General features: G+C 71.2%; 7 protein-coding genes. 4 read left to right on the forward strand and 3 right to left on the reverse strand.

The window, feature by feature from the left end; genetic code table 11:
• Window positions 1-183 precede the first annotated feature (183 nt).
• Window positions 184-420, forward strand: coding sequence for a 30S ribosomal protein S18 (gene rpsR, locus B124_RS36520; protein WP_018838794.1), 237 nt, complete (start codon window positions 184-186; stop codon window positions 418-420).
• A gap of 19 nt (window positions 421-439) precedes the next feature.
• Window positions 440-886: a 50S ribosomal protein L9 gene (rplI, locus tag B124_RS36525; RefSeq protein ID WP_496507328.1), complete on the forward strand. Its 447-nt coding sequence runs from the start codon at window positions 440-442 to the stop codon at window positions 884-886.
• A gap of 199 nt (window positions 887-1,085) precedes the next feature.
• On the opposite strand, the gene B124_RS36530 is transcribed toward rplI, so the two are convergent.
• Window positions 1,086-2,459, reverse strand: a complete 1,374-nt coding sequence (locus tag B124_RS36530; protein WP_496507329.1) for an MATE family efflux transporter — start codon at window positions 2,457-2,459, stop codon at window positions 1,086-1,088.
• 504 nt (window positions 2,460-2,963) lie between these two features.
• Between B124_RS36530 and dnaB the strand changes: the two genes are divergently transcribed.
• A complete protein-coding gene (dnaB, locus tag B124_RS36535) occupies window positions 2,964-5,240 on the forward strand; it encodes a replicative DNA helicase (RefSeq protein ID WP_496507333.1) in 2,277 nt (758 codons plus the stop codon).
• A gap of 99 nt (window positions 5,241-5,339) precedes the next feature.
• Here the strand turns inward: dnaB and B124_RS36540 are convergent, their stop codons facing one another.
• A complete protein-coding gene (locus B124_RS36540; RefSeq protein ID WP_496507330.1) occupies window positions 5,340-5,963 on the reverse strand; it encodes a DUF1266 domain-containing protein in 624 nt (207 codons plus the stop codon).
• A 41-nt stretch (window positions 5,964-6,004) separates the two neighbouring features.
• The gene (locus B124_RS36545; protein WP_496507331.1) at window positions 6,005-7,093 is read right to left on the reverse strand and encodes a sensor histidine kinase; all 1,089 of its coding nucleotides are present in this window, start codon (window positions 7,091-7,093) and stop codon (window positions 6,005-6,007) included.
• Between the two features lie 135 nt (window positions 7,094-7,228).
• Here B124_RS36545 and B124_RS36550 point away from each other — a divergent pair.
• A partial coding sequence (locus B124_RS36550; RefSeq protein WP_496507332.1) for a lipid II:glycine glycyltransferase FemX occupies window positions 7,229-7,919 on the forward strand: 691 nt, incomplete at its 3' end.

Raw genomic sequence — 7,919 nt, forward strand, 5'->3', positions numbered from 1 at the left:
CGGCGGCGGCCAGCAGGGCGGTCAGGGCGGCGGCTGGGGCGGAGCCCCCGGCGGCGGTCAGGGCGGTCAGGGCGGCCAGGGCGGCGGTTACTCGGACGAGCCCCCGTTCTGATCCCGGGCTTCCCGGGGCGTGACGAGCGTGCTCGTACACCACACTTCTTGATCACACTGGAGTAAGACATCATGGCGAAGCCGCCTCCGCGCAAGCCGAAGAAGAAGGTTTGCGTCTTCTGCAAGGAGAAGATCTCCTACGTCGACTACAAGGACACGAACCTGCTGCGGAAGTTCATTTCCGACCGCGGCAAGATCCGTGCCCGCCGGGTCACCGGCAACTGCACCCAGCACCAGCGTGACGTCGCCACGGCCGTGAAGAACAGCCGGGAGATGGCGCTGCTGCCCTACACCTCGACCGCACGCTGACTGGGAGGGTGAGCCAAGCATGAAGATCATCCTCAAGGGCGAGGTCTCCGGCCTCGGTGCCGCCGGCGACGTCGTCGAGGTCAAGGACGGGTACGCCCGTAACTACCTGATCCCGGGCGGGCTGGCGATCCGCTGGACCCGCGGCGGGGAGAAGGACGTCGAGCAGATCCGCCGCGGTCGCAAGCTGCGCGAGATCGCCTCGGTCGAGCAGGCCAACGTCATCAAGTCGGAGCTGGAGGGCGTGCAGGTGCGCCTGGCCACGCGCGCTGGCGCGAGTGGCCGCCTCTTCGGCGCCGTCACCCCGGCCGACATCGCCACGGCGATCAAGAAGGCCGGCGGCCCGGACGTCGACAAGCGGCGCATCGAGCTGTCCGCGCCGATCAAGAGCCTCGGCGCCCACCAGGTGTCCGTGCGGCTGCACCCCGAGGTCGACGCGAAGGTCGGCGTCGAGGTCGTGGCCGGCTGACGCTGCTCGGCGACAGGCAGAGCGAAGGACGGGCCGCACCCCGCGGGGTGCGGCCCGTACGCGTGCGCGGGACCCGCGGAACCGGGCGGACCAGAACCGGAACCGGGGCGTAGGGGGGCGTCGGCGGGACGGCGGGCTTCCGTGGGCCCGTACGGCACGGGCGTCCGCACCCGTACGGCCATCCCCGGCCAAGCGGCGGCTACGCCCGGACGGCGCCCGTGACCAGCCACCGGCCCGACCGCGCGCGCAGCCACAGCGTCACCAGCCGGGTCAGCATCATCAGCCCCATCGACCACCACACCGCCGTCAGCCCTCCGCCCAGCGCCGGCACCGCCAGCGCCACCGGCGCGAAGACCGCCAGCGTCAGCAGCATCGCCCACGCCAGATACGGCCCGTCGCCCGCGCCCATGAGCACGCCGTCGAGCACGAACACCACCCCCGCCAGCGGCTGCGTCACCGCGACGACCAGCAGCGCCGGCAGCAGCGCGCCGCGCACCCCGGCGTCGTCCGTGAACAGCGGCAGGATCAGCGGCCGGGCGGCCACCACCAGCACGCCCAGCACCGCCCCCGTCGCCACCCCCCACTGCACCATCCGCCGGCACGCTGCCCGCGCGCCGTCCACGTCCCCCGCGCCCAGGTACCGGCCGGTGATCGCCTGCCCGGCGATCGCTATCGCGTCCAGGGCGAAGGCCAGCAGCGACCAGATGCTCAGCACCACTTGGTGCGCGGCGACCGACTCGTCCCCGAGCCCCGCCGCCACCGCGGTCGCGATCAGCAGCACGGCGCGCAGCGACAGCGTACGGATCAGCAGCGGCACCCCGGCCCGCGCGGCGGACCGTATGCCGGCCGGCTGCGGGCGCAGCGCGGCGCCGTGCCGGCGGGCGCCCCGGACGACGACGAGCAGGTACACCGCCGCCATTCCCCACTGCGCGAGCACGGTGCCCCAGGCGGAGCCGGCGATGCCGAGGCCGGCGCCGTAGACGAGGGCGACGTTCAGCACGGCGTTGGCGGTGAAGCCGGCGATGGCGACGTACAGCGGGGTGCGGGTGTCCTGCAGGCCGCGGAGCACGCCGGTGGCCGCGAAGACCATGAGCATGGCGGGGATGCCGAGGGCGCTGATGCGCAGATACGTGACCGCGTGCGGCGCGGCCGTGTCCGAGGCGCCGAAGAGGCCGACGAGCCCGGGTGCGGTGGGGATGGTGACGGCGACGAGCACGGCGCCGAGCAGCGCGGCGAGCCAGATGCCGTCGACGCCCTGCTGGATCGCGGAGCGCAGGTCGCCCGCGCCGACGCGGCGGGCGACGGCGGCGGTCGTGGCGTAGGCCAGGAAGACGAAGACGCTCACGGCGGTGGTGAGGAGCGCGGCGGCGACGCCGAGCCCGGCGAGCTGCGGGGTGCCGAGGTGGCCGACGATGGCGCTGTCGGCGAGCACGAAGAGCGGCTCGGCGACGAGGGAGCCGAAGGCGGGGACGGCGAGGGCGACGATCTCGCGGTCGTGGCGCCGCCGGGTGCGGCGCCGCCGCTGGGCGGGCGTGCCCTGGCCGGCGGCGGTGGGCGCGGAGACGTCGTGCATGCAGCAAATCTAATAGTCCACAGGTAACAGACGCAATAGACTCAGACCACTTACAGTGTGACGTGTACGGGGCGATCACCCGCGGCGCTGGCCGCGACCTCGGCCCGGAGGGGAAAGTTTTTCTCCTCCACCGGTGGTGGACGAAGAATCAGCAGGTCAAACGGGTGATCGCGGAGCGATAGTGTGCTTGTCCACAGCACTGTCCCCCGGCTCGTGCACAGCTTTCCCCAAGTAATCCACAGGTTGGGGGACGCTTTCCACACCCCCTGTGGATAGTGCGATTGGCGAGAGGCCGTCGCGGACCTACGGTGGACCCTCCCCCCTGCCGACAGCGGCACCGCCGCCCCGCGGACCGGGGGCCGGCCGACGCGCCGTAAGCGGAACGCCGCGGGTGAATTGTCAGCGGCGTGCCGTAAGAAAGAGGGGCGCCCTGAGAGGTCCGCCGACAGGCGGGTGGGAGGAGGTGGGGCAGCCGTGTCCGAGCACCAGGAGTACGTGGACACCATGCCCGGGGACGTCCGTCCACTGCGCCGCGAGCCGGACCAGCACAGCCGGCCGGAGCAGTCCGTCCCCGAGGACCCCTGGGGCCCCGGCGCCCCCGCCGCCTTCGAGCGCGTACCCCCGCAGGACCTGGACGCCGAGCAGTCCGTCCTCGGCGGCATGCTGCTGTCCAAGGACGCCATCGCCGACGTCGTCGAGGTCCTCAAGGGCCACGACTTCTACCGCCCGGCCCACGAGACGGTCTACACCGCCATCCTCGACCTCTACGCCCGCGGCGAGCCGGCCGACCCCATCACCGTCTCCGCCGAGCTCACCAAGCGCGGCGAACTCGCCCGCGTCGGCGGCGCGTCGTACCTCCACACCCTGGTCCAGTCCGTCCCCACCGCCGCCAACGCGGAGTACTACGCCGAGATCGTCCACCAGCGCGCCATCCTGCGCCGCCTGGTCGAGGCGGGCACGCGCATCACCCAGATGGGATACGCGGCCGACGGCGAGGTCGACGACATCGTCAACTCCGCCCAGGCCGAGATCTACGCCGTCACCGAACAGCGCACCGCGGAGGACTACCTCCCCCTCGGCGAGATCATGGAGGGCGCCCTCGACGAGATCGAGGCCATCGGCTCCCGCAGCGGCCAGATGTCCGGCGTCCCCACGGGCTTCACCGACCTGGACTCCCTGACGAACGGCCTCCACCCCGGCCAGATGATCGTCGTAGCCGCCCGCCCCGCGATGGGCAAGGCCCTGGCACTCGACACCCCGCTGCCCACGCCCTCGGGGTGGACGACGATGGGCGAGGTCCGCCCCGGCGACTTCCTCCTCGCCGCCGACGGCTCCCCGACCCGCGTGGCCGCCGCCACGGAGATCATGACGGGCCGCCCGTGCTACGAGGTCACCTTCGACGACGGCACCACGATCGTCGCCGACGCGGACCACCAGTGGCTGACGGACACCAGGACCTCCCGCCGCTCCAGCCGCACCCCGGCCGCAGTCCGGACGACCAAGGAGATCGCCGAGACCCTGCGCTGCACGAACCTGGCGGACAACCGCCTCAACCACTCCATCCCCACCACCGCCCCCCTCACCCTCCCCCCTCGCTCCCTGTCCGTCGAGCCATACGCTCTCGGCGCCCGGCTCGGGAAGTCGCCTGAGAGCGGCCGCCCGCAGGACTGCCTGCGCGGCTCGGTTGAGCAGCGCAGGGAACTGCTCGCCGGGCTGCTCGACAGTGCCGGTACGGTCACCCGCACCGGTTCGGTCCGCTTCGCGGTCACCAGCAGGGTGCTTGCCGAGGACTTCCGGGAACTCGTGACGAGCCTCGGGTACCGCTGCGGCATGACGACGAAACGGATCGCAGACCGCACCGCGCGGACCTCCACCGTCCACATCGTCAACTTCACCACCGGCGACGACGTCTTCCGGCTGGAGCGCAAGCGGCAGACGCACGCGGCGAGGCGGAAGACCGGCACCCGTCGGCTGACACAGCGCTTCGTCACCGACGTCCGCGAAGTGCCCAGCGTCCCGGTCCGCTGCGTCCAGGTCGAGCATCCCGACCACTTGTACCTGGCCTCCCGGTCGATGGTGCCGACGCACAACAGCACGCTCGCCCTGGACTTCGCCCGCGCCTGCTCGATCAAGAACAACCTGCCCAGCGTCATCTTCTCGCTGGAGATGGGCCGCAACGAGATCGCGATGCGGCTGCTCTCCGCGGAGGCCCGCGTGGCGCTGCACCACATGCGCTCCGGCAGCATGACCGACGACGACTGGACCCGTCTGGCCCGCCGGATGCCTGAGGTGACGGGCGCCCCGCTGTACATCGACGACTCGCCGAACCTGTCGATGATGGAGATCCGCGCCAAGTGCCGCCGGCTGAAGCAGCGCAACGACCTCCAGATGATCGTCATCGACTACCTCCAACTGATGCAGACGGGCGGCTCCCGCCGCCCGGAGAGCCGCCAGCAGGAGGTCTCGGAGATGTCCCGGAACCTCAAGCTGCTCGCGAAGGAGCTGGAGGTCCCGGTGATCGCCCTGTCCCAGCTCAACCGAGGCCCCGAACAGCGCACGGACAAAAAGCCGATGGTCTCCGACCTTCGTGAATCAGGATCGATCGAACAGGACGCAGACATGGTCATCCTCTTGCACCGAGAGGACGCATACGAGAAGGAGTCTCCGCGCGCGGGCGAGGCGGACCTGATCGTGGCGAAGCACCGCAACGGCCCGACGGCGACGATCACGGTGGCCTTCCAGGGCCACTACTCCCGCTTCGTGGACATGGCCCAGACCTGATCCGCGGAGCTGCGGGTCTTCAGATTCGTGGCCTCATCTCACGGTCGGTGTCCGGCGTATGTCCGGCCGGTGTCCATGGGCGGTCCTGCCGTGGCGGCCTCAGCGTGGGCGGTCGGGCCGGGTGATGACCTCCCAGGGGGCGAGGTTCCAGGGACTGGCGGTGTTCGCCGGGTCCAGAAGAGTGCGCAAGTGGGCGTCGGCGACGGCTTGCGGGGCGGGGAAGTCCTCGTCGGCGGTGCCGCGCAGGTTGTTCTTCCACACCAGGCGCACCAGCAGATAGTCGTCGGCGTACGCGTTCCACGAGCTGTACGCGGCGGTCGCCGGGGCGACGGTGGTGCGCAGCAGTTGCCAGGCGGTGGGCTCGTCGAGGTAGCCGGCGGCGAAGCCCTTGCGTACGACGTCGGCGTACAGGGCGATGTCCCAGGCGACCGGCTCGATACCGAACCGGTTGGTGACCGGGGCGCGGTAGCCGTCGGACAGCAGGCCCTCAAGCCTGCGGAGCAGCTCGTCCCGGTCGGCGATTTCCCACTGGTCGCGCAACCACCGCTCGGCGCGGCGGCTACTGCCGTCCACGAAGGGGTGGAGGGTCGTACGGGAGGCTTCCCGGCCCCGGTTCACCGGAGCACACAGGGAGACCAGCCATAGCTGGTGCGTGGTCAACTGCGGTGCCTGTGAGCGAGGCGGCGGCGTGCCGCGGCGCTTGTCACGGAATCGCTCGAACATGGGACCGCAGCCTACTGCGGGCCAGCCGGTCGCCGTTGGGGTCAGGGGAGCGGGGGCGTCGGTGGCAGGGCCACGGTGATGCGGAGGCCGCCGGTGGGGCGGGGGGTGAGGGTGAGGGTGCCGTCGTGGGCGCGGGTGATGGTCTTGACGATGGCCAGGCCGAGGCCGACGCCCGGGTGGTCGGTGCGGATGCGTTCGGTGCCGCGCTGGAACGGTTCGGTGAGCGTCGCGGCCAGTTCCGGGGAGATCAGCCCGCCGGTGTTCTCGACGGTGAGGACCGCTCCGGTGGGGTGGGTGCCGGTGCTCACCCATACGACGCCCTGTTCCGGCACGTTGTGGACGATCGCGTTGTGCACGAGGTTCGTCGTCAACTGGAGCAGGAGTGCCTGCGAGCCGTGTGCCGGGGTGACGTCACCGGAGGTCTTGAGGGCGACGCCGCGCTTCTCGGCGAGGGGGAGCAGGGTCTCGGTGGCCTCTTCCGCGAGCAGGGACAGGTCGACGTGTTCCCGGGTGAAGGACCTCTGTTCTGCGCGGCTGAGCACGAGCAGCGCCTCGGTGAGGTCGATCGCGCGGGTGTTGACGGTACGCAGGCGGTCGACGAGTTCGGCGGGTTCCTGTGTCGGATCGTTGTGGGCCAGGTCGAGGAGCGACTTCGAGATCGCGAGCGGCGTGCGCAGTTCGTGTGAGGCGTTGGCCGCGAATCGCCGCTGCTCGGCGACGTGGGCTTCGAGGCGGGTGAGCATCGTGTCGAAGGCGTCGGCGAGTTCGCGGAACTCGTCTCTGCGGCCCGGCAGCCGGATGCGGTGGGAGAGCGATCCGTCGGTGGCCATGCGGGTGGCGTCGGTGATGCGGGTCAGGGGAGCGAGCATGCGGCCGGCGAGGATCCAGCCCCCGATGAGGCCGAAGACCAGGAGGAACACCATGACCGCGACTGCCATCGGGGCGAAACCGCGCACGAAGTAGGTGCCCGGCGTTGCGCGCCACGCCCCCTCCTCGTTGATTTGCAACCACCCCTCCCGCAGGAGGAAGAAACCGATGGTGGCGAGCAGCAGGGCGCCCGCGAGCAGGAGGAATCCGGCGTAGCTGAGCGTGAGCTTGACGCGAACGCTCAAACCACTCCGTCTGTTCATGCCACTCAGGTTATAAGTCGGTGCATATCGTCCACGTATGGAAAACCGCCCCTACTGCTACCCCTCGGTAGCATGTCGTCGGCATATCGAAAACCGCATACGTACCGGCAACACGGTGCTGTTTTGACTGGCCGCATGCATCAGCAAGAGCCGAGGGGCCCGGGCGCGCGCCTGGCTGTCGCGCCGATCACCGCCGCCGAGCACCTGGCGTTCGTCCGGCGGCAGCGGTCGGCCAGCTTCCTGCAGACCCCGGCGTGGGGCCGCGTCAAGACCGAGTGGCGCAGCGAGTCCCTCGGCTGGTTCCACGGCCGGCGGCTGGTCGGTGCCGGGCTCGTCCTGCACCGCCCGGTGCCGCGGCTCGACCGCTTCACGCTGGCGTACCTGCCCGAGGGCCCGGTCGTCGACTGGACCGACGACATCGGCGCGTGGCTCGACCCGCTGGCCGCCCGGCTCCGGGCAGACGGCGCGTTCGCGATCCGGATCGGCCCCCCGGTGCGTACCGACACCTGGAGCGCCGCCCAGGTCAAGGAGGGTATCGCCGCTCCGGGCGTCGGGCGGCTCACCGAGTTGCCCGGGCAGTGGCCGGACCCGGTCGGCGCCCGTGTGACCGGTTGGCTCCGGGACGCCGGCTGGCTGCCGCAGAGCCCGGAGGACGGCTTCGGGACCGGGCATCCGCAGTTCAAGTACGAGGTGCCGCTGGCCGGCAGGACCGAGGACGACCTGCTGGGGAGCATGAACCAGCTCTGGCGCCGCAACATCAGGAAGGCGGCCAAGGAGGGCGTCGAGGTCACGGTCGGCGAGGGAGGCGAGGGAGGCGAGGGAGGCG

It is taken from the genome of Streptomyces sp. CNP082 (assembly GCF_059570535.1).